The organism is Rhodococcus sp. NPDC003382 (assembly GCF_053589135.1).
Genome location: NZ_JBSFRH010000020.1, coordinates 14269 through 37666 on the forward strand (window position 1 = coordinate 14269; position 23398 = coordinate 37666).

General features: G+C 71.2%; 18 protein-coding genes. 10 read left to right on the top strand and 8 right to left on the bottom strand.

The features are described 5' to 3' along the window. Positions 1-8 precede the first annotated feature (8 nt). The 4 genes from ACWDUD_RS15230 to ACWDUD_RS15245 all read right to left on the bottom strand — a co-directional run bounded on the left by ACWDUD_RS15230 (position 9) and on the right by ACWDUD_RS15245 (position 8438). The gene (locus ACWDUD_RS15230; RefSeq protein ID WP_450109837.1) at positions 9-1565 is read right to left on the bottom strand and encodes a long-chain-fatty-acid--CoA ligase; all 1557 of its coding nucleotides are present in this window, start codon (positions 1563-1565) and stop codon (positions 9-11) included. Positions 1566-1711: 146 nt separating this feature from the next. After that, complete coding sequence (locus ACWDUD_RS15235; protein WP_450109838.1) at positions 1712-5857, bottom strand: TIGR02680 family protein; 4146 nt, start codon at positions 5855-5857, stop codon at positions 1712-1714. Next, a complete protein-coding gene (locus ACWDUD_RS15240; RefSeq protein ID WP_197252374.1) occupies positions 5854-6999 on the bottom strand; it encodes a TIGR02678 family protein in 1146 nt (381 codons plus the stop codon). The genes ACWDUD_RS15235 and ACWDUD_RS15240 overlap by 4 nt, the downstream gene beginning before the upstream one ends. Continuing rightward, positions 6996-8438, bottom strand: a complete 1443-nt coding sequence (locus ACWDUD_RS15245; RefSeq protein WP_197252373.1) for a DUF2397 domain-containing protein — start codon at positions 8436-8438, stop codon at positions 6996-6998. Before ACWDUD_RS15245 ends, ACWDUD_RS15240 begins: the two co-directional genes overlap by 4 nt. Before the next feature lie 170 nt (positions 8439-8608). Here ACWDUD_RS15245 and ACWDUD_RS15250 point away from each other — a divergent pair, with 170 nt between their 5' ends. The 7 genes from ACWDUD_RS15250 (at position 8609) to ACWDUD_RS15280 (ending at position 15398) form a co-directional block, all read left to right on the top strand. Further along, the gene (locus ACWDUD_RS15250; protein WP_450109839.1) at positions 8609-9334 is read left to right on the top strand and encodes an IclR family transcriptional regulator; all 726 of its coding nucleotides are present in this window, start codon (positions 8609-8611) and stop codon (positions 9332-9334) included. 128 nt (positions 9335-9462) lie between these two features. Further along, on the top strand, positions 9463-10407 hold the full coding sequence (locus ACWDUD_RS15255; RefSeq protein WP_197252371.1) for a TauD/TfdA dioxygenase family protein: 945 nt from the start codon (positions 9463-9465) through the stop codon (positions 10405-10407). 4 nt (positions 10408-10411) lie between these two features. Then, positions 10412-11344, top strand: a complete 933-nt coding sequence (locus tag ACWDUD_RS15260) for a TauD/TfdA dioxygenase family protein (RefSeq protein ID WP_197252370.1) — start codon at positions 10412-10414, stop codon at positions 11342-11344. 22 nt (positions 11345-11366) lie between these two features. After that, positions 11367-12452 (top strand): ABC transporter substrate-binding protein, encoded by a 1086-nt coding sequence (locus tag ACWDUD_RS15265; RefSeq protein WP_450109862.1) that lies wholly within the window; start codon positions 11367-11369, stop codon positions 12450-12452. A gap of 145 nt (positions 12453-12597) precedes the next feature. Further along, positions 12598-13050, top strand: a complete 453-nt coding sequence (locus ACWDUD_RS15270) for a MaoC/PaaZ C-terminal domain-containing protein (protein ID WP_374068692.1) — start codon at positions 12598-12600, stop codon at positions 13048-13050. Positions 13051-13111: 61 nt separating this feature from the next. Further along, positions 13112-13612: a MarR family winged helix-turn-helix transcriptional regulator gene (locus tag ACWDUD_RS15275; RefSeq protein ID WP_197252398.1), complete on the top strand. Its 501-nt coding sequence runs from the start codon at positions 13112-13114 to the stop codon at positions 13610-13612. Continuing rightward, a complete protein-coding gene (locus tag ACWDUD_RS15280; protein ID WP_374068691.1) occupies positions 13599-15398 on the top strand; it encodes an AMP-dependent synthetase/ligase in 1800 nt (599 codons plus the stop codon). Before ACWDUD_RS15275 ends, ACWDUD_RS15280 begins: the two co-directional genes overlap by 14 nt. Before the next feature lie 79 nt (positions 15399-15477). Here the strand turns inward: ACWDUD_RS15280 and malQ are convergent, their stop codons facing one another. Continuing rightward, a complete protein-coding gene (malQ, locus tag ACWDUD_RS15285) occupies positions 15478-17607 on the bottom strand; it encodes a 4-alpha-glucanotransferase (protein ID WP_197252368.1) in 2130 nt (709 codons plus the stop codon). Positions 17608-17661: 54 nt separating this feature from the next. Here malQ and ACWDUD_RS15290 point away from each other — a divergent pair, with 54 nt between their 5' ends. Then, the gene (locus ACWDUD_RS15290) at positions 17662-18189 is read left to right on the top strand and encodes an O-acetyl-ADP-ribose deacetylase (RefSeq protein WP_197252367.1); all 528 of its coding nucleotides are present in this window, start codon (positions 17662-17664) and stop codon (positions 18187-18189) included. A gap of 39 nt (positions 18190-18228) precedes the next feature. Here ACWDUD_RS15290 and ACWDUD_RS15295 read toward each other — a convergent pair whose 3' ends face one another. Then, positions 18229-19656, bottom strand: coding sequence for a T3SS (YopN, CesT) and YbjN peptide-binding chaperone 1 (locus ACWDUD_RS15295; RefSeq protein WP_197252366.1), 1428 nt, complete (start codon positions 19654-19656; stop codon positions 18229-18231). Between the two features lie 145 nt (positions 19657-19801). Here ACWDUD_RS15295 and ACWDUD_RS15300 point away from each other — a divergent pair, with 145 nt between their 5' ends. Beyond that, on the top strand, positions 19802-19924 hold the full coding sequence (locus tag ACWDUD_RS15300) for a hypothetical protein (RefSeq protein ID WP_269437609.1): 123 nt from the start codon (positions 19802-19804) through the stop codon (positions 19922-19924). Between the two features lie 106 nt (positions 19925-20030). Here ACWDUD_RS15300 and ACWDUD_RS15305 read toward each other — a convergent pair whose 3' ends face one another. Both ACWDUD_RS15305 and ACWDUD_RS15310 read right to left on the bottom strand, forming a co-directional pair. Continuing rightward, positions 20031-20594 (bottom strand): LysM peptidoglycan-binding domain-containing protein, encoded by a 564-nt coding sequence (locus ACWDUD_RS15305; RefSeq protein ID WP_450109840.1) that lies wholly within the window; start codon positions 20592-20594, stop codon positions 20031-20033. 179 nt (positions 20595-20773) lie between these two features. Continuing rightward, the gene (locus ACWDUD_RS15310) at positions 20774-21835 is read right to left on the bottom strand and encodes an alpha/beta hydrolase (RefSeq protein WP_197250181.1); all 1062 of its coding nucleotides are present in this window, start codon (positions 21833-21835) and stop codon (positions 20774-20776) included. A 151-nt stretch (positions 21836-21986) separates the two neighbouring features. On the opposite strand from ACWDUD_RS15310, the gene ACWDUD_RS15315 reads away from it, so the two are divergent. Continuing rightward, on the top strand, positions 21987-23372 hold the full coding sequence (locus ACWDUD_RS15315) for a WS/DGAT/MGAT family O-acyltransferase (protein WP_197250182.1): 1386 nt from the start codon (positions 21987-21989) through the stop codon (positions 23370-23372). The last annotated feature ends 26 nt before the right edge of the window (positions 23373-23398 follow it).

Below are 23398 nucleotides of genomic sequence, written 5' to 3' on the forward strand. Positions count from 1 at the left end.
ACCGCGGCTCAGATGCTGCGCGGCCGATCCGCCCAGTAGGGCTCACGCAGCGAGCGCTTGAGGATCTTGCCGGTCGGATTGCGCGGCAGCGCATCGACGATGTCGATGCTGGTGGGGCACTTGAACTTTGCGAGATGTTCGCGGGTGTAGTCGATGAGCTCGCTCTCCTTGACGGTGCTGTCCGGGGTCGGGACCACGACGGCCTTGACGGTTTCACCCCACTTCGGGTCCGGCACGCCGATCACGGCGACCTCCGCGACCTCGGGATGTTCGACGAGTACCCGCTCCACCTCGGGGCAGTACACGTTCTCCCCACCGGTGATGATCATGTCCTTGAGCCGGTCCTCGATGTAGACGAAACCGCCGTCGTCGACGCGACCCATGTCTCCGCTGCGCAACCAACCGTCGACGATCGCCTCCTTCGTCGCCTCCGGGCGGTGCCAATAGCCCGGGGTGGTCTGTTCCGACCGCCACCACAGTTCCCCGACCGCACCGGGTGCGACGTCGGTGAGCGTGGCCGGGTCGACGATGCGCATCTCCACCCCGGGCAGCGGGGTGCCCGCCGACGCCATACGCGCGACCTGCGCCTCGTCGCGGTGCACCTCCGGCAGCAGCGCGGTGATCACCCCGGCGAGTTCGGTCATCCCGTACACCTGGACGAACTCGGTGTCCGGCCACGCCGCCAGGGCCGCGCGCAGCAGCGGCAGCGGCATGGGGGCGGCGCCATAGGTGATGCGGGTGAGCCGGGAGAACGCCGCGATCGCCTTCTCGCCGGCGGCGAGCACCCCCGCGATCACCGGCGGCACCAGGAACGCGATGTTCGCGCCCTCCGCGAGCCCGCGGAACAGCGACGGCGCATCCGCCTCGCGGGTGAAGACGCAGCGGCGCCCCGCGTGAATGCCCATCGCCGCGTAGCAGGTGCCGCCCACATGGAACAGCGGCATCGCCACCAGCAGGCAGTCGTCGTCGGTGAACGGCAGCACCGACATCACCGCCTCGGCGTGCGCGGCGAGGTTCCGGTGGGTCAGCTGCACACCCTTCGGGTGACCGGTGGTGCCGGAACTGTAGAGCAGCAGCGCCGTGTCGTCCGCGGAGACCTGCGGCAGCACCGACGGCGGCTCGGAGCGCGCGATCAGCGGTTCGAACTCGTCGTCGTCCCCGCCGACCACCAGAATCTGCGGGGCCGCGGTGAGACGGTCCCGGATGGCGTCGATCTGCTCGACGAATTCGTTGCCCACGAACAGGATTCGGGGTTTCGCGTCGTCGAGTACGTAGACGAGTTCGTCGCCGGCGAGCCGGAAATTGGGAATCGCGGTGGCTGCGCCGAGCGCGGACGCGGCATACGTGACCTCGATGCAGGCGAGGTTGTTCTTGTCCACGAACGCCACGGTGTCGCCGGGGCCGACCCCGGCGTCGGCGAGGGCGCCGGCGAGGCGCGTCAGCCGCTCGTGCCACTGCGACCAGGTGTGGCTGCGGTCGAGATACCGCACGGCCTCGGCATCGGGCGTGGTGCGCGCCCAGTGCGCGACACGTTCGATCAGGGTGGGTCGGGTCGACTCGGACATCCGAAGAGCCTCCTTCTCGCCTGCGGCGCCGTGGGGGGCGAGCGCCGCGACATAGCCCAGAGGCTATAGAGGGCCGGTGCCGCCGTCCCGGGAATCGACGGACCCGCTGCCCGACCCGGATGCCCCGCGGTCGCGGGGAAGGGGGCTCAGTCCAGCGGGCGCAGGTGCCGGTTGTGGCCGTCCCAGTGCACGTGGGTGGTCACCGCCGAGCTGTCCTCGAGGCGCCGCACCTCGTAGATGTCGAGGGCGGGAACCTGTGGCACACAACCCCACAGGGCGTGCCCGGTCATGACGAAGTCGATGTCGAGCCGGACCAGCAGACCCATCAGTTCGCCGATGGTCGGATCGTCGATCTTGGCGAACGCGTCGTCGAGCAGCACCAGCCGCAGCGCGCGGTCCACGTCCGGCAGGCTCGACAGATAGCCGTCGGCCGCGGCGAACAGCGTCACATACGACACGAACCGGGTCTCGCCCTGGGAGATCTTGGCGCGCTTGGAGATCCGCCGCTCCTGATCGGGTTCCGGACCCAGGATCGTCACGTCGACGGTGTGCCAGTTCCGGTAGTCCAGCGCCTGCGCGAGGTGCGCGGCGTACCCGGCGGACGGATCCGTCGTGTGCGAGGCCTCGACGCGCCGGCGCAACAGGTCGATCAGTTCCGACCCGTTGCCCGGCCCGGTCGGATCCGCCAGCAGCGCGGTGATGCGGGCGATCTCGTCGTCGCCGCGGTTGGGCACCCACCCGATGCGCACCCCGATGCCGTGGCTGGTGCGGCTCCCCGACAGGCTCGCGTTCATCGCGTCGACGAGTTCACCGGCGCGTTCGATGCGGCGCCGCAACTCGTCGGCGACCCCGCCGAGCACGAACCCGGTGAACACGTCCCGTTCCCGCTGGGTGAGCGCGCGCCTGCCCTCGTCGACCCGGGCAGTCACGTGCTCGAGGACCTCCGTCGGGGTGCCGTCGGCCCCCGCCCCCGAGATCCGGACCACGTGCACGCCGTCGTCGACCGTGTGCTCGACGTCGAGCTGCCCGGACACCGCCCGCGCGAGCTGCTGCAGCGCCGCGAGGACCCGGTTCTGACCGGCCGCCTTGACGGCGGGCAGTGCCGCGCGCACCGCGTCGGCGACCGCACGCACCGTGTCCGGATCGTCGGTGTGGGCCAGCGGGTCGACCTGCACGTCCGTGGCGGCGGCGATCGACGGCAGCTGCAACCGCGCGGACAGCGTGGCGGCCGCGGCCGCGAGTTCCTCCCGGTCGCGGACCAGACGCTCACGGATCGCCGAACAGCGTTCGCGCACCTGCGCGACGTCCTTGCCGAGCTGTTCCCGGTGCGCCTGCGTGCGGCGGCACTGTTCCTCGGTGCGGGCCTGCTCGGTGACGGAGCTGGACAGTTCGGCCTCGAGCTCCGCGACGCTCATCGCGACGGCTTCGTGCTGCGCCGCCACCACGGCGGCCTTGCCGTGCCACTCGTGCCAGCGGGCCTCGGCGACCGCCTCGGCCTCGACGCGCCGCGCGCCGCTGTCGGCGAACCGGTGGACGGCGCGGCTGTGCCGGTCGCGGCTCGCGCGCACGTCGTCGAGGCCGCGGGCGAGGTCGACGCATGCGCGCCCGGCGTCGGCGCACGCCTCGACGACCGCTTCGAGGGCCGCGACGTCGGACGGCATCTCGAAGTGCGCGCACGTGGCGCGGTGGGTGTCGAGGTCGGCGGACCAGCGGGCCCGTAGCTCGGCGGCCCGGTCGCGCGCCGCGACCGCCGCCTCCGCGCTGCGCCTCGCGCGCGCCTCGTGCTCGCGGGTCCGGATGCGGGCCTCGCGCAGCGCGATCGACCGCGGTGCCGTCGGCAGGTGGGTGTCGAGGTCGCGCCGGTCCTGTTCGAGAGCGCGGCGGCGCTCGGCGCGCTGCGCGGCGGCGACCTCGACGGCGGCGAGCTCCGCGGCGATCTCGTCGAGACGCTCGGCGTGGCGGCCGGGTGCGTCGGGGTCGCCGGGGTGGTGGCCGCCGATGAACCGGGCTTCGTCGGCGGTGTGCCGTCCGCGCAGCACCCCGTTGTGCCAGCGCCCGTCGCGGGACACCGACGCGATCGCGCCGGCGTCCTCGAAGCCGATCGCGGCGAGCACCGTCGCGATCGCCGTCTCCGGCACCGGGGCGGTGGGGGAGGGGACGAGCACCGTCGACAGCGGATTCCGCGGCGGTTCGTTGCGGGGCGAGACGAGGACCTGGCCGGACTGGGCGCGCAGGCGGCCGTCGCCGTCGACGGTGGCGGTGAGGAGACCGGCGGCGAGCAGTGCCGCTTCCACCCCGGCCCGGTCGTCCACGCCGAGACTGTCGGCGAATTCGACTGCGCGCCACAGGGGTACACCGTCGTTCTCGCGTCGCCACGGGGCGTCCCCGGGTGCCTGCTGCCGGTCCGCTTCGAGGGTCTTGCGTTCCTCGAGCAGCGCCGTGCGGATGGCATCGGCGTCGTGGTCGGCGAGTTCGAGTGCGGCGAGTTCGGCGGCGATGCCGTCGCGTGCGGCGCGGGCGGCGGTATCGGGGAGCCGGTCGAGTTCGGTCAGCGCCGCGTCGGCGTCCGCGCCGCCGGTGCCGGTGAGCGCCTCGAGATCCGTGGCGAGCACCTGCAGGAGTTCGGGCCCGTCCTGTTCGACCGTGGGCAGCAACCGCACGGTGCGGGGATCGGTGATCCAGGCCCGCCAGCGCCGGTTGAGGTCGATGGCGGCGTCGTCCCGGACCCGGGTCGACTCGGCGAGCTCGGCGCGGTCGCGTTCGGCCTCCCCGGCGGTCCGTTCGGCGTCCGCCTCGGCGGCGTGGACGGTGCGTTCGGCGGCCTCCAGGCGGCGGGCCTCCTCGAGCCGCCGCCCGGCACGGTCGCTGCGGCGCTGCGCGGCGATCGCCGCGTCGTGCGCGGCGTCGCGCGCCGATTCGAGGTCGTCGGGCCGCAACTGCAGGTCCGCGACGGCCGGACGCACCTGCGCGGCCGGCACGGTGTCGCGGTCGGTGCGGACCGGTTCCATGCGCGGCGGGGCGGTGTCGACGTGCAGCAGCAGTTCGGTGGGGAGGGCGGTGTGCGGCATCGACGCCGCGCCCAGGCGTGCCTTCGCCTCGGCGAGCAGCTCGGCCGAGCAGGACACCGCGGCGGTGAGCTCGTCGACGTGCTCGGCCGCGACGTCGGCGTCGACCTGTTCGTGGTGCCTGGCCCGGGCCGCACTGTCGAGTGCCTGTTCCGCGGCGTCGGCGAGGGCGGCGACGGTGGCGCGGCGCTGCGCGAGATCGTCCGCGTCCCGGAACAGCGGGCGCGACTCGAGGCCCCGGACGGCGCGTTCGAGTTCGTCGAGCTGGTCGCGACGTTCCCGCAGGCGGGTGTCGGCGGCGGCGGACTGGGCTTCCAGATCGGCGGCGTCGGCGTCGGCCTCGGCGAGTTCCGCCGTCGTCGTCGCCACCCGGTCGGTGGCGTGTGCCGCGGCGTCGGCGGCCTCGCGCAGCACGTGCGTCGCGTAGCGGCGGTACACCTCGTGGAACTGTTCGAGATGTTCCCGTGTCTCTTCGAGATGTTCCTGGGCGGTGCGGGTTTCGGTGAGCCCGTCGAGACGGTCGCCGGCGGTGGTGAGCAGGTTCTCGCTCAGCGGCGGCAGCGCGTCGGACAGGATCTGCGGCAGTCGCCCCTCGTCGATGCGGTTGCCCACGTCGGGGGAGCGCAGCGTGTGCAGCAGCTGCAGCAGGCCGGTGTACCGGTCGCGTCCGGATTCGCCGCGCAGACCGAAGACTTCGGCGCGGACGGTGTCGCGGTGCTCCTCGGGGCTGCGGGTGACGCGGTCGGCGCCGACGGCGGCGATCAGGTCGTCGCGCGAGAGCGGCATCCGATGCTCGTCCACCAACGTCAGATCGTGGCCGACACGCAGGCCTGTGGTGAACAGGTGCACCTCGCTGCGATGCGCGGCCGCGCTGTAGCGGATGTGCGCGCCGATCGTGGAATATTCGTCGGGGCAGGCGAGTTCGATCCACAGATAGCCGACGCGGTTGTCCTGGTCGCCGGCGCCGGTGCGCATGAGTTCGTCGAGGTTCACCTTCCCGGCACCGGTCGCGTCCATGCGTTTGCGGTCGCCGTCGAGCAGATACGGCAACAGCATCTCGAGCGCGCGGGACTTGCCGGAACCGTTGGTGCCGCGCAGGATCAGCCGACCGCCCGAGAGCGTGAACTCGGTGTCCAGGTAGTGCCAGACGTTGACGATGCCGGCGCGCGAGAGCCGCCACCGCCGGGGATGGTGGGCCGGAGCGATCGAGGCGGAGGGTCGGGTCATGGCGCGGGTCTTTCGGTGTCCGTGTGTGTTTCGGTATCAGGTCGTTCGGCGGCGGTGGGGCGGTAGCGGGCGGCCGGGGCGTGCAGCACGAGTCCGCCGCCGTCCGGATGGGCCAGGTGCAGGTCGGACAGCAGATCCGTGATCTCGCGCCGCAGGGTGTCCGGGTCGCGCACGTACCGGGCCCGCCAGTCCCGCGCGTGGGTGGACACCAGGCTCGCGATCGCGGCGTCGACCGCGGCCGCGGAGATCACCAGATCCGCGCCCGGGGTCGGTTCGTGCTCCTCGATCAGCGACGAGATGAGAAGCAGTGCGGCCTGTTTCAGGGTTCCCGGCCCGGGGAACGACAGATCGGTGAGGGTGCCGTCCGCGTCGTACGCGAGGGCACCTTCGGTGCGGACCTCGAGGGTGAGCCCGAAATCCTCGTCGAGCCGGTGCGCCAGTTCGACCCGGTCACGGTGCAGTTCGTCGAGCTCGTCCGGGGCGAGGTCGTCGCGTGCGACGACCGGATCCTCGACGAGCCTGCGGTACAACCGCACCCGCGCCGGGACCGGCGGACCGCCGGCGTCCGGCGCCGGTGCGAGCACGTGGGCCAGCAGCGGGCGGTGCACGTCCAGCACCCCGTCCTCGCCGTCCCCGGCAGCCCACCGGTCGACGATCCCGGCGTCGTCGGTCAGCACACCCCAGTCCTGCAACGCCCGCAGCGCCGCCACCAGTTGCCGCCGGTCCGCGACCGGATCGGACCCGGCGATACCGAGCGCGGTGGCGTCCGCGTGGACCTGCTCGGCCAGTGCGGAGACGAGCACGTGATCGCCGATGCCCGGAGCGAGAAGGGCCGCGCACACCAGCGCCAGGTGGGCGTAGGTCGCGGCGCCGAACGGTTCGCCGCCGTCGCGCAGCAGCGGCCGCGGCGGTGTGCCCGGGGCCGGGGCGGCCTTGACCAGGCGCGCGAACGTCGGTTCCACGACGAGGGTGTAGCCGAGGCGGCTCGCGAACATCGTGCGCAACGCGGTCGCGTGCCGCCGGACCAGCGCCAGGGCGTCCGGGTCGCGGCCCGCGGTGAGAATCGGCTGCTGCAGCAGGGTGCGCGCCGCGTCGCGGCGTCCCGTCGCGTCCTGCGCGGCGGTACCGGTGCCGGTCGTCACAGGGCACTCACCTGCCACGAATCCACGGCGGTCGCGCGCAGCAGCACAGCGTGCACCGTCAGATCACCGTCCGGGCCGTGCACCACGGTGTCCGGTCCCGGCGCGGCGTGCAGGCACAACCCGAGGTCGCTGTCCTGCACCCGCACCGCGGTGTCCAGGGTGCGGTGCTGCGCGAGCAGCGCCGCGAGACGATCGAGCAGCAGTTCGCGTGCCGCGGCGGACACGGTCGCGCCGTGCAGGTCGCCGGCGGCGACCAGTTCGGCCGCGGCGGCACGGCGCGCCTCGGTGTCGGCGTGGGCGAGGGCCGCGATCCGCCTGCGGTCCGGCGTCGGGTCCGGCACGCGGGCGCTGTGGCCGCGGGGAGACCGGTCCCCGCGTTCCCGCAGCGACACCGGCACCGGTACCGGATCGGCGTCCCACCACGAGGTGCCCGGCCCGATCCGCGGGTCCGGCTCGTCGGGGCCGAGCAGCAGGTGCCGGCTCGGGTAGGCGGCGAAGTTCGCGGCGAACAACCGGTGCGCCTGCGCATCCGAGGATTCCGCGAACCGTCCGGCCAGCGTCAGCAGATCGGCACGCCGTGAGCCGCCCGCGCCGGTGGGCGCGAGCCGTCGTCGGGTGTGACCGAGCAACCGGCCCAGCGCCTGCCCGGCCGCCTCCCGCAACTGCTTCGGCCCGGCATCCGCGGCGTACCAGGCGGCGAGCTCCTCCCAGTCGCCGCGGGTGCGGCCCGCGGGCCGCGCGACCGGGATACCGTCCGGAACGGGCGGGCCGGGAAGTGCCGCGAGCAGCGGATCGAGCCGGGGGATCAGCGCGTCCAGACGCGCCGCGATGACCGGGGTGTGCCGGGCGACGTCGCCGTCGAGCAGATCGACGTATTCGAGCAGCAACGTCTTGAGCCGGCCGAACTCGTCCCCGGACAGATCGAACCGGGCCAGCACGTCCGCGAGATACGCGTAGAAGTCGGCGATGCTGTCGGTGAACGTCCGATGGTGCGTGAACACGCTGGTGACGAGACCGGACACCGCCTCCGGGTCGGTGCGGGCCGTCCCCGGCGCGTCCGCGAGGCCGGCGAGATCCTCGGCGATCAGACCGAGCACCTCGCGGGCCACCTCGCGGGCACCGTCGCGCGCGGTCAGGACGGCGGTCGCCTCGCGATGCACCCGGCCGCCGAAGACGGACACCCGGAACCGATCCCGATCGGTGTCCGTGTCGACCCCCGCCGGCCGGGTCGCCGTCAGGTTGCCCCACTCGACGAGGCGGCGGCAGCGTTGCTCGACGACCTGCGCGGTCAACGGCCTACCCGGGATGCGGTCGGCGATCTCGGCGGCGGACAGATCGGAGGCGAGCGTGTCGCAGAGACACGCGACGATCGCGAGATAGTCGTCGGCGTCGTCGTCGGCGAGGTGGCGGAACAGATCGCGGCGGCGGTTTTCGCCCATGCCGTGCCTACCTCCCCACCCACGTTCGACGTACGGACAGGCTAACGGGGGACCGAAGACTTGGACCACCCGGTGCGGAAAACCATTGCCGGGGGTCGCGGCCCCGGAGATAGTGCGAACCGGCCGGTGCGACGACGCGCCGGAACGCGCACATCCAGGAGCACCGAGCGATGACACCTAGATCCGGGTCCCAGGCAGTCGAACGCGCGATCGCCGTGCTGGCGTGTTTCGACGGCGGCGACACCGAACTCGGACTCGGTTCGCTGGCCGTGCGCACCGGGCTGCCGGTGAGCACGACGCACCGGATCGTGCAGGCCCTCGTGCGCGGGCGGATGCTCGAACGTGTCCCCGGAGGGGACGGCTACCGGGTGGGTCCGGGTCTGTTCTCGCTGGCAGTGCCGCCGCTGATGCGGCTCGGCGTCGAGCACTGGGCGCCGGATCTGTACGCGCTGGCCGCGGACATCGACCTCGCCGCGAGCCTGGGGGTCGCGCGGTCCGGCGAGGTGCTGTCGGTATTCTCGGCCCGGCCCCCGTCCGGTGGCTGCGACGGACAGATCCCGCCCGCCGGCGAGGGTATCGACGACAGCGTGATGGGCCGCGCGATCCTGGCGTTCGGTCCCGCGCGGCCCCGATCCCCGGCGCTGGCCGCCGAACTCGAACTCGTCCGCCGCCGCGGATACGCCGTCGAGGTCCGGAACGAACGGTCCTCGGTGCTGGCGCTGGCGGTGCCGGTGTTCGGCAGCGACCGGCGGCCGTGGGGTGCGGTCGGTGTCCAGGCGGGACGCCGGCGTCTCACCGACCGTGCCGTCGGTGACGTGGTGTCCGCCATGCAGCGCGCCGCCGCCCGTATCGGCCGCCGGGTGCCTCCGGTCAGTGCCGAAAATTATTCCGGCTGAGTCTTTTTCGCATCGTGAAAAGCGGGTTCCGCCGGTGCTTCCCGGAGGGCACGGTGGTGACAGGCACCGGATTCCGGTCCGAACCACCGATCGATTCCACAGCATCGATTCCACAGTGAGGGAAACCCATGACACTCGCACCCGACACGCCTGCCGCCGCGGCCGGCACGTTCACGGTCACCCCGGTCGCCGGGCACATCGGCGCCGACGTGAGCGGTCTCGACCTGCGAAACCCGCTCGCGGACAACATCGCCGAGCAACTGCGCGCGGCTCTGCACGAATACAAGGTGCTGTTCTTCCACGGCCAGGAGATCGACCACGCGCAGCAGATCGCGTTCTCGCGCAACTTCGGCACCGTGACCCCGTCGCATCCGTACGACGACGAGGCGCCGGAAGGTTTCCCGGAGATCCTCGCCGTGGACAGCCGCAAGTACGAAAAGCGTTTCGGTCGTAAGAAGTACAGCTACGACAACCAGTGGCACACCGACGTCACCGCGGTCGTCAACCCGCCGGCCGTGACGCTGCTGCGCTCCGGGGAGGTCCCGGTGCGCGGGGGTGACACGACCTGGGCGAACCTCGTCGCCGCGTACAACGGCCTGCCCGAATCGCTGCAGCGGCTGGTCGACGGATTGCGCGCCGAACACCGCTTCGGTGGCCGCCGCCCGCAGTGGTCCGCGGACAGCGACTACGCCCGCCGTGTGCAGGAGAACCCGCTGGTGTCCGAACATCCCGTCGTGCGGGTGCATCCGGTGACCGGCGAACGGGCCCTGTTCGTGCAGCCCGGCTTCACCGCCCGGATCGTCGGCCTGTCCCCGTCGCAGAGCGACCGCCTGCTCGATCTGCTGTTCGAGGAGGTCACCAACCCCGCCTACACGGTGCGTTTCCGCTGGCGGCCGGGTTCGCTCGCGGTGTGGGACAACCGCGCCACCGCCCACCTGGCACCGACCGACCTCGACCATCTCGACGTCACCCGGGTGCTGTACCGCACCACCATCGAAGGCGACGTCCCGGTCGGCCCGGACGGCCGCGAGTCGGTCGCCCTCGCCGGTGACGCCTTCCGCGGACAGGAGTAGGACCATGACTGCCATCGCAGAACGCGCCACCGAGCCGACGGTCGCGCCGATCGCCGGATACCTCGGTGCGGAGGTCACCGGGGTGGACCTGAGCGGCGAACTCGACGCCGCGACCGTCGCGCAGCTGCGCGAGGCGCTGCTCGACCACAAGGTGCTGTTCTTCCGGAACCAGCCGCTCGACCACGCCCAGCAGATCCGGTTCACGCAGTACTTCGGCCGGGTCACCCCCGCGCACCCGTACAACTACGATCCCGACTCGCAGTTCCCGGAGATCCTCGAGGTCGACAGCCGCAAGTACGCAGCGCGGGCCGGGACGAAGAAGTACTCGTACGCGAACTTCTGGCATTCGGACATCTCGGCGCTGGTGAACCCGCCGGCGATCACGTTCCTGCGGTCCGAGCTGGTACCGGACGTCGGCGGCGACACCACCTGGACCGACCTGGGCGCGGCATACGCCAACCTGCCCGAGTCGCTCAAGGCGTTCCTCGACGGTCTGCGCGCCGAGCACCGCTTCGGCGGCCGGGTACCGCGGTGGGCGGCCGGCAGCGAGTCGGAACAGCACGTCGTCACCGAGCCGTACGTGACCGAACACCCGGTCGTGCGGGTGCATCCGGAAACCGGGCAGCGGGGGCTGTTCGTCACGCCCGGGTTCACCAGCCGCATCCTCGGGGTGTCGCCGCGCCAGAGCGACCGGCTGCTCGACCTGCTGTTCGAGGAGATCACCAACCCGGCCTACACCGTGCGGGTGCGGTGGGAGAACGACAGCATCGGCGTGTGGGACAACCGGATCACCGCGCACCAGGCGCCCACCGACCTCGACCACCTCGACGTGGTGCGGGTGCTGCACCGCACCACCGTCGAAGGTGACGTGCCGGTGGGACCGGACGGGCAGCGGTCCGTCTCCGTGATCGGCGAGCCCTTCCACGGGCGCGACTGACGAGGAGACACGGATGCCGTCGATGCTGCGAAGAAGGGTTTCGGTGGGCGCGGCCCTCGCCGCGCTGCTCGCACTCGTGTCGACGGCATGCGCCGGCCCGGCCGGGGACACCGGGCAGGTGTCCCCGGCCGGGAAGACGGTGCTGCGATACGAGGGCACGGCCAGTGCGGTCACCTTCCCTGAACTGGCCGAGGACCTCGGCTACTTCGACACGGTGACGTTGGAGTGGTTGGGCGACAACACGAGTGGGCCGTCGAGCATTCAGAACACCGCGACCGGCGAAACGGATTTCGGCTCGGCGTTCTACGGGGCGATCGCCAAACTGGTCGACGCGGGAGCGCCGCTGACCACGGTGATCGCGAACTACGGTTCCGACGGTGACACCGAGGAGGACAGCTTCAACGGGTACTACGTGCTCGACGGCAGTCCGCTGCGGTCGGCGCGGGACCTGATCGGCCGGAAGATCGGGATCAACACCCTCGGCGCGTACCACGAATACGTGATCAAGGAGTGGCTGTTCCGGGCGGGACTGACCGACGAGGAGATCGCACAGGTCGAACTCGTCGTGGTGCCGCCTCTGAACACCGAACAGTCGTTGCGGCAGGGGCAGATCGACGTCGGCAATCTCGGCGGGGTAGTCAAGGATGCGGCGCTCGCGCGCGGCGGACTGCGCCCGCTGTTCACCGACGTGGATCTGACCGGGCCGCTCGGGATCGGCGGGTTCGTCTTCCGGGACGATTTCGTCGCCGAGCATCCCGACGCGGTCGCCGACTTCGTGCAGGGCACCGCGCGTGCGTTGCGGTGGGCGCAGGTCACGCCGCGGCAGGAGGTGATCGACCGGTTCGTGGCGATCATCGAAGCCCGCGGACGCAGCGAGTCCACCGATTTCGTGCGGCAGTGGAAGAGCACCGGGGTGCCGACACCGGGCGGGGTGATCGCCGCCGAGGAGTTCGCGATCTGGATCGACCAGAGCGTGCGGCTGGGCAGTCTGCAGCCCGGTGCCGTCGAGCCGGAGGAGCTGTTCACCAACGAGTTCAACCCCTATGCGAACGGCACCTACCCGCCGGACAGCGGCCCGGACGGGCAGCCGGTCGGAGCTGCCGGCTGAAAAGGAGCTGCCGGCGGGCCGGGGGCGCCGGCAGCGCGTGCCCCGAGGCGATTCGTCGCCTCGGGGCACTCCCGTGTTCGTGGAATGTTCCAATGGCGGAACCGGATCGTTGTCACCGGATCCGGACCCGACCGAGGAGAACCGCGTGAGTGCACCGCAAACCCTGATGTATGCCGAGGACCTGGTGGTCGGCGACCGGATCGAATTGGGGACCCACACGGTCGGCGAGGACGAACTGGTCGATTTCGCCCGGTCGTGGGATCCGCAGTGGTTCCACACCGACCGCGACGCCGCGGCATCGGGGCCGTTCGGAAGCCTGATCGCCAGCGGAATCCACACCCTCGCGGTCGCGCAGCGGCTCACCGTCGAAGCCGCCTACGGACGGTGGGCGGTGATCGCCGGCAGGCAGCTGAGGCAGGTCCGGTTCCTGAGCCCGGTGCTGCCGGGATCCACGCTGACCGGGACCTATGTGATCGACGACGTGACGCTCGACGACCGCGGTCGCGGGCTGGTCACCGCCACCGTCACGCTCGTCGACGACGCGGGAAGGGCGGTGCTCGACGGGGTGGTCGAGTCGTATGTGCGTCGTCGGCGCTAGTCCCGATTCGTGTTCCGGGCCACTCGAGGCTTAAGGTTGCTGTGTGCAACAGAACGATTCTGTGCCCGGACCGGCCGACGCCGAATCCGACGCCTCGCTGCACCCGGCCGTCGTGGCCGAGGTGTACGACGAGTTCGTCCACCTCGTCCGGTACCTGATCGCGGGGGAACGCGCGCACAGCGGCGCGCTGACTTTTACGCAACACTCCCTGCTCGGGTACATCGCCCGAAACCCCGGATGCCGCGCGACCGACGTCTCGGACGCCTTCGGTGTCAACCGCTCCACCGTGTCCCGCCAGCTGCGCACCTGCGTCGACGCCGGCTGGGTCGCGGCGGAACCGGGACCGACCCGGCTCGGGCATCCGCTGAACCTGACCGACCGCGGCCGGACGGTCCTCGAGGACACGGTCGCGCGCCGACACGACGATGTGCGTGCGGGGCTTGCCGGTTGGAACCAGGATGAACTCGACCGGTTCGTCCACCTGCTGCGCCGATTCCGTCACGGTGTGGACACCGCCCCCGCCGCGACGACCGACCCGAACGATGGAGATGCCCGTGCGTGAGTACTCGACCCCCGCCCAGTTCACCGTCGGCGACGACGAGTCCGTCGTCCACACGGTCTTCGTGCACGCGGAGAAGACCCCGCACCGGGTGATGTTCTCGCGCCCCGAAGCGCAGGGCGAATGGGTCGCCGTGACCGCGAGCCAGTTCGCCGAGCAGGTCACCGGCGTCGCGAAGGGCCTGATCGCCAACGGTGTGCAGCCCGGCGACCGGATCGCCCTCCTGTCGGCCACCCGCTACGAGTGGTCCCTGTTCGACTACGCGATCTGGGCCGCCGGCGCGGTGTCGGTGCCGATCTACGACTCGTCGTCCACCGATCAGATCCGCTGGATCCTGCAGGACTCGGAGGCGGTGCTCGCCGTCGTCGAGACCGCCGGCCACGAGGAGCTGTTCGTCGACATGCCGGACACCCTGCGCCGGATCCTGCAGATCGACGGCGGTGCCGTCGACACCCTGATCGCCGAGGGCGCCGACATCGACGACCTCGAGGTCCGGACCCGCCTCGACGGCATCCGCGCCGACGATCTGGCCTCGCTGGTCTACACCTCCGGCACCACGGGCCGGCCCAAGGGCTGCATCCTCACCCACCGCAACTTCCTGTCCGAGGTCCGTGCGATCCTCACCTCCGCGGTCGGCGCGGTCGCCAAGCCCGGCAACCGCGGCCTGACCTTCCTGCCGCTCGCGCACGTGCTGGCCCGCGCGGTGGCGTTGGCGCTGTTCGAATGCGGCGCGGCACAGTCGCACTGGTCGGACTTCTCGACGGTGTCCGCCCAGTTCGAGCGGTACTCGCCGAACATCATCCTCGGTGTGCCGCGCGTGTTCGAGAAGGTGCGCGACGCCGCCGCCGGCAAGGCGGCCGCGGGCGGCAAGCTCAACGCCTCGATCTTCCGGTTCGCCGAGGAGACCGCCATCGCCTACAGCGAGTCCCTCGACCAGGGCGGCCCCTCCCTGGCGCTCAAGGCCAAGCACGCGATGGCCGACAAGCTCGTCTACTCGAAGCTGCGGGCGGCGATGGGCAACGACTGCTGGTACGCGATCTCCGGTGGCGGCGCGCTCAGCCCGAAGCTCGGACACTTCTTCCGCGGCGTCGGCGTGCCGATCTACGAGGGCTACGGCCTGACCGAGTCCACCGCCGCGCACAGCGTCAACATGCCCGGCGCACAGAAGATCGGTTCGGTCGGTCAGCCCTTGGGCGGCAACAGCACCCGCATCGCCGAGGACGGCGAGATCGAGCTGCGCGGCGGCGTGATCTTTCAGGGCTACTGGCGCAACGAGAAGGCCACCGAGGAGGTCTTCCGCGACGGCTGGTTCCGCACCGGCGACCTCGGCGAGATCGACGACGACGGTTACGTGTACATCACCGGCCGCAAGAAGGACCTCATCGTCACCGCCGGCGGAAAGAACGTCTCGCCCGGCCCGCTCGAGGACCGGATGCGTTCGCACACACTGGTTTCGCAGGCCGTGGTGATCGGTGACGGTCGCGCGTTCATCACCGCGCTGCTCACCGTCGATCCCGACGTGTTCGCCAACTGGAAGGCCGAAAACGGCAAGCCCGCCACCGCGACGATCGCCCAGCTGCGGCACGACCCGGCGCTGCGCGACGCGATGCAGACCATCGTCGACGACGCCAACTCGACCGTCTCGCACGCCGAGGCGATCAAGAAGTTCGTGATCCTCGATCGCGACCTGACCGAGGCGACGGGCGAGCTGACCCCGACGCTGAAGATCAAGCGCAACATCGTCACCGAACGCTTCGCCGAGGACATCGAGAGCATGTACGGCCACTGATCGCCGGCGTCGACAGATCCGATGCGGACCCACCCGAACACGGGTGGGTCCGCATCGTCGTCCTGGGTGGATCCGGAAGTCAGCCGCGGACGGCGGCGGCGAGCGCGGCGAACCGGTCGCTACCGGCGAGGTCGTCGAGCAGCACCGCGCGGCCACGACCGTCGGCGAGCGGGATCCGCCAGTTCGGGTATTCGTCGGTGGTGCCGGGCTGGTTCTGGCTGCGTCGTTCACCGACCGCGTCGACGAGTGAAACCGCCAGCAGCGCAGAGGGACTCGCTGCGATCAGCCGGTGCAGCGCCTCGACGGTCTGCGGGTCGGCGACGTCCTGCTCGGTGTCGTCGGGGTCGGCCGGCGGGAGCAGACCCCGGTCGCGGGCGAGCTGCAGCACCGCATCCCGTTCCTGCTCGGCTTCGGCGAGTTCGGCGTCGAGATCGCGTTCGAGCAGGCCGAGTTCCGAGCGCAACCGCACGTGGTCGCCGGCGAGATAACCCGCCGTGGGCGGCAGATCGTGTGTGGTCACCGACGTCAGGCACAGCTGCCGGTAGCTCTCCGGTGGCCGCGGATCGTGCCCGTCCTTCTCGAACCACAGGATCGACGTGCCCGCGACACCGCGACCGGCCAGGTACTGCTGCACCCAGCCCTCGAACACCCCCAGGTCCTCGCCGATCACCACGGCCCCGGCGCGCTGTGCCTCCAGCACCAGGATGCCGACGAGCGCCTCGTGGTCGTACCGGACGTAGGTGCCTTCGTCGGGGGTGCAGCCGTCGGGCACCCACCAGGTGCGGAACAACCCGAGGATGTGGTCGACGCGGAGCCCCCCGGCGTGCCGCAACGCCGCCCGCAGCACGTCCCGGAACGGCCGGTATCCGAGTTCGGCGAGCCGGTCCGGCCGCCACGGCGGCTGGTTCCAGTCCTGACCGCGCTTGTTGAAATCGTCGGGGGGAGCGCCCACCGTCACGCCGGTGGCCAGCGCATCCCCGAGTGTCCACGCGTCGGCACCGTTGCGGCGCACCCCCACCGCCAGGTCGTGCACGATGCCGAGATCCATGCCCGCGGTCCGTGCGGCCTCCTGAGCCGTCGCGAGCTGCTCGTCGCACACCCACTGCAGCCAGCAGTGGAAATCGATGCGGTCGGCCAGTTTCGCGCGCAGCCGCTCGGTGTCCGGGTGATCCGGGGACGGTGCCCGCTTCGCCCACCGTTCGGGGCGATCGCCGAACTTCTCGGCGAGCGCGCACCACAACGCGAAATCCGCGAGCGCCCGGCCACCCTCGGCGCGGAACGTCTCGAACGCCACCTGCCGGGACGCCGAACGCGGCACCCGGTACACGTGTTCGAGCACATCGAGTTTCGCGCGCAAGGTCGCGTCGCGGTCGAGCCGCTTACCCTTGCGGTTCGCGCGCGCGAACTTCGCCGCGTACGCGTCGAGCCGCTTGCGGTGCTTGGTGGGCAGATAGGCCGTCTCGGGGATGTTCTCGACGCGCACATACAGCGGATCGGCGAAGCGCCGCGACGAGGGCAGATAGGGCGACGGCTCGACCGGGGGCCGGGGATCCCCGGCGTGCACCGGGTTGACCAGCAGGAAGTCTCCGTCGTACGCCGCGCCGGTCACCGCGGCCAGATCCGCGAGATCCGCGAAGTCGCCCAGCCCCCACGACCGGCTCGACCGCACCGAATACACCTGGGCCGCAACACCCCACCGTCGCTTCTGCAGCAGCCGGTCCGCGGCCGCGAGCCGGGCGGGTGTCACCACGAGCGTCACGGCCGCCTCGACGTCGTTGCTGCGCGCGCGCAGCGTGTGCCAGCCCGGCGGCAGATCCGGCACCGCGAACGTCGCCCGGCCCACGAGCCGGTCGTCCACAGTGCGCGGCTCGACCCACACGTCGAGCTGCTCGGCCTCGCGTTCGGTGCCATCCTCGGCGACCACCCACACCTCGACGGGATCGCCGTGCGGCACATGCACCGGAAAGGTGCGATGCTCACCCTCGACGACGACCAGCGACGGGGGCAGCATCCGCCGCCACACCCGGTTCGGGACGTCCTCGAGGGACGCGGCGATCTCCTCGTCCGAGCCGGCCGGGATGTCGAGCGCCCCGAGCACCGCCTGCAGCGTGTGGTCGCAGACGTAGTGTTCCTGCCCGTCCCAGCCCCGGTACGAGCAGGAGACGCCGGAACGTTCGGCCAGTTCGCGGAGCTTCACCGTCGCCGTCACGGGATGCGATCATGCCAGGAAAAGGTCCGTCCGTCAGTGCGGAAGGAGCGAATCGTGCCCGACATCGAGATCGTCCCGGGAGACATCACCCGGATCGCGGCGGATGCGATCGTCAACGCGGCGAACTCGTCGCTGCTCGGCGGGGGTGGGGTGGACGGCGCGATTCACCGCGTCGGTGGCCCCGACATCCTCGAGGCCTGCCGGGAACTGCGCGCCACCAGGCTGCCGGACGGGCTGCCCGCGGGCGAAGCCGTCGCCACGACCGCGGGTCGGCTGCCCGCCCGGTGGGTCATCCACACCGTCGGACCGGTGTACTCCGCCCGCGAGGACAGATCTGCGATCCTGCGCTCGGCGTACACGCGCAGCCTCCTCGTCGCCGACGGTCTCGGCGCCCGCATCGTGACGTTCCCGCTCATCTCTGCGGGCGTGTACGGGTGGCCGGTGGACGACGCCGCCCGGCAGGCGGTCGCCGCGATCCGCGCGTCGGTAGCCGCCGTGGAGCGGGCCGTGATGGTCGCGTTCGACGCGGCTGCGGAAGACGCGCTGCGGCGTGCGGTGGCGGGGGAGGAGCGCGATGGATGAGGCCTTCCGGCTTCCATACCGCCCAGGCCGACCCGTGGCCTAGTCGAACAGGGTGGGCTCGTCCGGATCGTCGAACAGGGCGGGCTGTTCCGGCGCGGCCGCCTGGGCCGGCTTGTCCGACACCGCCGGGCGAGCAGGCTTACCCGGCTTCGCCGCCGGCGCGCGCGGCGACTCGTCCGCCGGCCTGTCGAGGAACTCCAGTGCCGCGGTGAGGGATCGGCCCGTCAGCTCCCATTCGAGCGCGCGGGCGTCGGCCGCCTCCATGCCGTCGTCGTCGCCGGCCGCGGCGCGCTCGAGCGCTTCGCACTCCCAGCCGACCTGCTGCTCGACCGTCATCGCGAGGAAACGCTGGAGCTCGGACGGTTCGTTGTCGCCGATCGCCGCGACCGTCTTGACCTGGATCTCCACCTCCCCGTGCAGGTGGAAGTCGCGCAGCGCCAGCAGCGCGAGCGGCAGATCGCCCTCCGACTCGGGAGTCCACGGCGGGTCCTCGTCGTCGTCCGGCGCGCAGACGTGGTCCGGCTCGCGCAGCAGCTCGCCGCCGAGATGGGTGGCGAACTCCACCTCCAGCGTCTCGAGGAACTCGGCCATCCGGTCGAGCCCGGACAGCAGGTGGGCGGGCACGAACGGCGAACTCGGCAGGTGCAGCGCCACCGCGACCCGATCCTCGACCAACACGAACTTCAGGTGCGGCCAGCGGCGGTTGAGATCGGCGACGACCTCCGCGGCGCGGGTACGGCCGGTGATGGTGTGCACAATCGGCGCGAACAGGTCCACCGTCCCCGAACCCTGTCCGATGCCGACGAACAGCAGCACCCCGGCAACGCGCAGCACGATGTCGCCGTCGTCGTCCCACGGCGGCGCCGACCCGATCCGCCGCTGCACGGTCGCCTCGACGAGCTCGCGCAGATGCTCCTCACCGGTCGGCTCGACGGCCACCGGCAGCGCAGGGACAGCGGGTGCCTCGCGGACCGTCGGGAGCGGCTCGAAGGCCGGAGTACGGCCGGGGCCGAACGTCTCGATACGCAGGAACAACGGATGGGGCACACCCCAGATCTCGCGCAGCGCCCGCACCGACACCGCCGCCAGCTCGTCGGACCAACCGGTGGGCCGGTCCATCCAGTAGGCGGGCGAGCCGCCGTCCTCCGGCTCGTCCGGGCCCCGGGTGGGTTCCTGCAGACCCAGCTCGGTCAGCAGCGCCCGATCGGCGGTGCTCAGGCGGCGATCGTCGTCGAGGTGCGCATCCGACGGCACCTCGACACGCACCTGCCCACCGTCCCACGCGTAGAACTGCACACACGGCCCGGCAGGCCCGGCGGACTCCTCGGCCAGCGGTTCGAGCACCAGGCCGTCGCCGTCGCGCATCGCCGCCACGTGGTCGGCCAGGCGCTCCCGGAATTCCTTCCACGCCCGTTCGACGTCGCGATCGAACCGGGTGCCGGCCTTCTCCCATGGCGTACCCGGCATGATCGACCTCTCTTCCGTGACCCGAACGATGTGCCGGAAAGACTAGCGGGGGACTCCGACAATCGACGCTGTCGCAGAGTGTGAGTTGCGATCGCGCTGATCGGAACGGTTCCGTCGCATCCGTGCGGCGCGTCATCATCGCCGCATGATCGGATCCGCCGTGTTCGGCCGTGCCCTCGCCGCCCTCCGGAAACTCGTGGACGCCACGGGCGTGTCCGAGTGTGCCGGTGACGCCGTGGCGACGGTGGCGATCAGGTTCACGCTCTGAGGCAGTTGCCCGCCGGCAGGCAGAGGCGCGGGTCCGTCGTGCCGCCCGGACGCAGACGCCCCCGCCACCGGAAGAGGTGGCGGGGGCGTCCGAATTCCCGTTGCGATTACGGGATGGTGAGCACCTGGCCCGGGTGGATCAGATCCGGGTTCGCGATGCCGTTCGCATCGGCGATGCGCTGGTACTGGTTGCCGTCACCGTAGACGCGCTCGGCGATCGCCCACAGGCTGTCGCCGGGGGCGACGGTGTGGGTGCGCGGCGCCGGCGGGGCCGGGGGCGCGGGTGCGGGCTCGGGAGCGGGAGCGGGCTCGGCGGGAGCAGCGGGAGCCTCGGCCTGCGCGATCGCGGTGTCGGTGGCCCAGATGGCGCGATCACCGGCGTACAGCACGACATTGCGGTCGTCCTGCACCGTCAGGCGCACACCGGAGTTGCCGCTGGTCTGCGACGCCCACACCGGCTCGTTGTTCTCCTTGTAGACGACGAAGTTGCCGTCCTCCTGAACATCCGCGCGCACCGCGCCGGAGCCGTTCGTCATGGCTGCCCAGACGGCCTTGCCGCCTTCGTTCAGCACGAGGTTGCCGTCCTGCTGAAGCGTGAGGGTGTAGGCACCGTTGTCGGACTTGAGTTCCTGGCCGACGCCGAGGCTCTGGCCTGCGTTGAGAGAGCTCACCGCTGTCCCTTTCGGATCGATGTAACACGGTCGGCGTCCGCTCGCGGCGGTTGCCGAGACGAACAGTACAGAGCGGACAGCCGGTGCACGTGGATTCGACACGCGTCCCGCGTGTTTCGACGACGCGCGTCACATCCGGCAATCGGCGGGCGGTTGGGCCACGTGGCCGAACGCGTGGATCACCCGGCCTGGTTCCGGGTGGCGCTCACGTCGAGGGCCCGGACAAAGGAACCGATCTCGGCGACCGCGCGAGCGCCCTCGGGCACCACGGCCGATGCGGCCTGGAACACGTGCACCTGACGTTCCCAGATCTGCAGTTCACACGGCACCCCTGCGGCGCCGAGTCGGTGCGCCATCAGCTCGGCGTCGGCGAATGTCATCTCGTGCGAACCGGTCTGGATCAGAGTGGGCGGCATACCCCTCAGGTCGGCATCGACGGGTGAGCCGACAGGTTCGTGGCCGGCGCCGCGGGCCGTGTCGACCCGCTCGATGAGGGAGGCCAGGGCGGGAACGGCCCGGCGCGGAAACAGCGCGCAGTGCCGCGAATTCGGGTGGTCGAGTTTGCCGTGCGGATCGAGGTCGGTCAGCGGTGACAGCGCGACGATGCCCGCGGGCCGGCCCAGGCCCAGCCGCAGCGACTCGAGCGCCACCGCGAACGAGAGGAATCCCCCCGCGGAATCGCCCGCGATCACGATGCGTTCGATAGGGACACCCTGAGCGAGGAGCCATCGCAGCCCGGCGACCCCGTCCTCGACGGAGTGGCGGATCGGGTGTCCGCGCAGCATCCGGTAGCCGACGTTGAGCACCGGGGCGCCGGTGGCCGCGGAGATCCGCGACACCATCTGCCGGTGGGTGCCCAACCCGCAGCACAGGAATGCGCCGCCGTGCAGATACAGGATGGTGGTCTGCCCACCCGGTACCGCCGTGTCGACGCCGGGCCCGGTGAGGTATTCGGCCGGACAGGTCGGCAGCTTCACCGGCCACCGCCGCGTGCCGGGCACCTGGGCGAGCGGAAACGCGAGCCGCTCGACGAGGGTGGTCGGCCACGGAAGGTTCGGTGCCAGCGCCCACGCATCGATGGCGGGGCGAACGGTCCGGCGCACCGACGCCGACAGCAGGCGGGACGCGGTGCTGATCCCGGCGAATTCGCGCACCAGCACGGGGGTGCTCACGAGCGCGATCGGGGCTGCGGTGGACAGGGCTGCGGTGGACAGGGCTGTACGTGCCAGTGCGGTGTTCATGCGCGGCCTCCTCGTCGCTGCTTTCGCTCGCCCCTTCCCCAGTGGATGCTTGCTGAACTCCGGATACCCGAGGGTACGACCGACGTAACATGGTCGGCAGGTTCGTAACTGGATAGAGATCCTCGCGAAAGGGGCACCGCAGGTGGGAATCATGTCCGTTACGGATTCGATATTCCTGTTCGCCGAGACCCGCGAACACCCGATGCACGTCGGATCGGTCCAGTTGTTCACTCCGCCCGCGGATGCCGGACCGGATTACGTCGCCGATCTGTACGCCCGCATGATCGGCGTCACCGACATCGACCCGCTGTTCCGCCGACGTCCCGGCGATCCGGTTTCGACGCTCGGGCACGTGTGGTGGTCCGAGGACCGCGACGTCGACCTCGAATACCACGTGCGGCACTCGGCACTGCCTGCTCCCGGCCGGTTCCGGGAACTGTTCGCCCTCGTCTCGCGATTACACGGCACCCTGCTGGACCGGCACCGGCCACTGTGGGAGATGTACCTGATCGAAGGGCTCGAGGGTGGACGGTTCGCGTGGTACTCGAAAATCCACCATTCGCTGGTCGACGGGGTGTCGGCGCTGCGGTTGCTGCAGCGCACCCTGAGCCCCGACCCGGATCTCGCCGAGCCGATCGCCCCGTGGCACCTGCCGCGCCCGGACCGAGCCGGCAGCGACGGCGCTGCGCCGTCCGGATCGTTGCTCGGGACGGCCGGAGCGTTGCTCGGGACGGCGCGGTCGCTGGCCGGTGATGTCGCCGATGCTGTTCCGGCCGCAGTGCGGATCGGGCGGCTCGCCGTCGGTCCGCGCAAGGTCGCACTGCCGTACGAGGCGCCCCGCACGATGTTCAACGTGCCGATCGGAGGTGCGCGACGGTTCGCTGCGCAATCCTGGGATCGCGAGCGACTCGCCCGCGTGCGCCGCGCCGCGGACGTATCGGGCAACGATGTGGTCCTGGCGATGTGCGCCGGTGCGTTGCGGGCATATCTGCTCGAACACGATGCGCTGCCGGATGATCCGCTGATCGCGATGGTTCCGGTGTCGCTGCGTCCCAAGGATCGGCCGGGCGACGGCGGCAACAGCGTCGGGGTGACGTTGTGCAATCTCGGCACCGACCGCGCGGACCCGCTCGATCGGCTCTCCGTGATCTCCGACTCCATGAGCCAGGGCAAGTCGCTGTTCGGTGACATGACCGCACTGCAGGCGCTCGCGTGGTCCGGGTTCATCATCTCGCCGCTCGGCCTGGCTCCGGTTCCCGGGTTCGTCCGGCTGACCCCGCCACCGTTCAACATCGTCATCTCCAACGTACCGGGTCCTCGGAATCCGTTGTACTGGATGGGATCCCATCTCGAGGGGATCTATCCGACCTCGATAGTCATGGACGGTCTGGCGTTGAACATCACGGTGACGAACACCGAGAAGTCCGTCGACTTCGGTGTCGTGGGCGGGCGCCGTGCGGTTCCGAGCCTGCAGCGGATCCTGGTGCACCTGGACGAGTCGCTCGTGGAACTCGAAGCGGCACTGCAATTGTCGTGACGGGAGGCCGGAGGGTCGAAGAGTTC

Excerpts from the sequence above, each read along its gene's own strand:
- ACWDUD_RS15230 (WP_450109837.1), bottom strand. The coding sequence starts at position 1,565 with ATGTCCGAGTCGACCCGACCCACCCTGATCGAACGTGTCGCGCACTGG.
- ACWDUD_RS15235 (WP_450109838.1), bottom strand. The coding sequence starts at position 5,857 with ATGACCCGACCCTCCGCCTCGATCGCTCCGGCCCACCATCCCCGGCGG.
- ACWDUD_RS15245 (WP_197252373.1), bottom strand. The coding sequence starts at position 8,438 with ATGGGCGAAAACCGCCGCCGCGATCTGTTCCGCCACCTCGCCGACGAC.
- ACWDUD_RS15250 (WP_450109839.1), top strand. The coding sequence starts at position 8,609 with ATGACACCTAGATCCGGGTCCCAGGCAGTCGAACGCGCGATCGCCGTG.
- ACWDUD_RS15255 (WP_197252371.1), top strand. The coding sequence starts at position 9,463 with ATGACACTCGCACCCGACACGCCTGCCGCCGCGGCCGGCACGTTCACG.
- ACWDUD_RS15260 (WP_197252370.1), top strand. The coding sequence starts at position 10,412 with ATGACTGCCATCGCAGAACGCGCCACCGAGCCGACGGTCGCGCCGATC.
- ACWDUD_RS15265 (WP_450109862.1), top strand. The coding sequence starts at position 11,367 with ATGCTGCGAAGAAGGGTTTCGGTGGGCGCGGCCCTCGCCGCGCTGCTC.
- ACWDUD_RS15280 (WP_374068691.1), top strand. The coding sequence starts at position 13,599 with ATGCCCGTGCGTGAGTACTCGACCCCCGCCCAGTTCACCGTCGGCGAC.
- ACWDUD_RS15295 (WP_197252366.1), bottom strand. The coding sequence starts at position 19,656 with ATGCCGGGTACGCCATGGGAGAAGGCCGGCACCCGGTTCGATCGCGAC.
- ACWDUD_RS15300 (WP_269437609.1), top strand. The coding sequence starts at position 19,802 with ATGATCGGATCCGCCGTGTTCGGCCGTGCCCTCGCCGCCCTCCGGAAA.
- ACWDUD_RS15310 (WP_197250181.1), bottom strand. The coding sequence starts at position 21,835 with ATGAACACCGCACTGGCACGTACAGCCCTGTCCACCGCAGCCCTGTCC.
- ACWDUD_RS15315 (WP_197250182.1), top strand. The coding sequence starts at position 21,987 with ATGTCCGTTACGGATTCGATATTCCTGTTCGCCGAGACCCGCGAACAC.